Source organism: Variovorax sp. 01T439_2 (genome assembly GCF_056398445.1).
This window is the reverse complement of sequence record NZ_JBFTPJ010001121.1, coordinates 1-1691: the sequence shown is the minus strand read 5'-3', so window position 1 is coordinate 1691 and position 1691 is coordinate 1. Positions and strand designations below refer to the sequence as shown.

The following is a 1691-nucleotide window of genomic DNA, read 5'->3' as shown; positions in this document are numbered from 1 at the left end:
CATCGCGGGCGTGACGGCCGAGTCGAACGAGCGCGTGAGCAGCCTCATTGCACAGAAGGTGCTGGAGGCGCTGGAACCATGACGATGCTGAGTCTTGAGGAAGCGCGAAACGCGGTGGCCGCGGCCTTGCGCGCGGCTGGCGCGAACGAGGCGATGGCGGCAGCCGCCGCGCGCGCGCTGGTGCTGGCCGAGGCGCAGGGCCTGGGCTCGCACGGCCTCTCCCGCGTGGCCCAGTACGCCACGCACCTGCGCAATGGCCGAGTGAATGGCAATGCCATGCCGACGCTGCGCCGCCAGAAAGGCGCGGCCGCGCTGGTCGATGCGCACGAGGGCCTGGCCTTCGCCGCCTGCGAGATGGCTGTTGCCGAGGCCATCGGCCGCGCGCGCGACTTCGGCATTGCGATTGCAGGCGTCACGGACAGCCACCATTGCGGCGTGGTGGTCGACCATTTGCGGCCGGTGGCCGAGGCCGGCATGGCCGGGCTCGGCTTTGCCAACTCGCCGGCCGCGATGCCGACGGCCGGCGGGCGCCATCCCATCTTCGGGACCAATCCAGTCGCAGCGATTTTTCCGCGCCGCGGTGCGCTGCCGCTCGCCATCGACCTGAGCCTTTCGGAAGTGGCGCGCGGCAAGGTCATGGTGGCCGCGAAGCAGGGCAAGGCCATACCGATCGGCTGGGCCGTGGACCGCAACGGCCAGCCGACCACCGACGCACAGGCCGCGCTCGAAGGCTCGATGCTGCCCATTGGCGCGGCCACCAGCCCCAAGGGCGCGATGCTGGCGCTGGTGGTCGAGCTGCTGGTCACGGCGCTGATCGGTGCGCAGTTCGGCTTCGAAGCGTCGAGCTTCTTCGAGGACGCCGGCAACCGGCCGCGCATCGGCCAGGCCTTCATCGTCATCGACCCCGGCGCGCTCGCGGGCTCTGCGAGCTACCTCGACCGCGTCGAGGTGCTGGTGGGCGAGATGCTGCGCGACGACGGCGTACGCCTGCCCGGCGCTCGGCGCGAGGAACTGCGGCTGCGCGCCGAGGCCGAGGGCATCGAGGTGCCCGAGGCGCTGCTCGCGCAGTGGCGAAGCTAGGCGCCACGACCCCACACAACAACAGGAGACAACACGATGAAACGACGCGAATGGATGCAGGGGACCACCGCCCTGGCTGCGGCGGGATCGCTGGGCGCGCTCATGCCGATGCTGGCCCGCGCGCAGGGCGGCGACTACCCCAGACCGGACGCCACGCTGCGCTACGTGGTGCCCTTTCCGCCGGGCGGCCTGACGGACGTGATGGCGCGGCAGATCGGCCAGCAGTTGGGCGAGCGCTGGAAGGTCAACGTGCTGGTGGACAACCGGCCCGGCGGCAACGGGCAGATCGGCGCCGACCTGGTGGCCAAGGCGCCGCCCGACGGCAACACGCTGCTCGCGGTCACGCTGACGCACGCGGCCAATGTCACGCTGTTCCCGAAGTCGCCGTTCAGCTTCCAGAAGGACCTGCGGCCGGTGGCGCTGCTGGCCGGCAGCCCGATGCTGATCGTGGTGCCCGTGGCCAGCCCCATCCAGGACATGAAGGGCCTGGTCGCGGCGGCGAAGGAGCGCAAGCTCAACGCCGGCTCCAGCGGCAACGGTACGCCGCCCCACCTGACGCTCGCGCTCTTCAACGACCTCAACAAGTCCAACATCCAGCACGTGCCCTACAA

The 1691-nt window shown here is 70.8% G+C and carries 2 protein-coding genes; both read left to right on the top strand.

All coding sequences use genetic code 11. The features are described 5' to 3' along the window. Positions 1-78 precede the first annotated feature (78 nt). Positions 79-1080, top strand: a complete 1002-nt coding sequence (locus AC1DOC_RS32625; RefSeq protein WP_478079401.1) for an Ldh family oxidoreductase — start codon at positions 79-81, stop codon at positions 1078-1080. Between the two features lie 36 nt (positions 1081-1116). Beyond that, the coding region (locus tag AC1DOC_RS32620) for a Bug family tripartite tricarboxylate transporter substrate binding protein (protein WP_478131436.1) at positions 1117-1691 on the top strand (575 nt) is incomplete at its 3' end.

Coding starts and splice junctions, on each gene's coding strand:
- AC1DOC_RS32625 (WP_478079401.1), top strand. CDS start 79: ATGACGATGCTGAGTCTTGAGGAAGCGCGAAACGCGGTGGCCGCGGCC.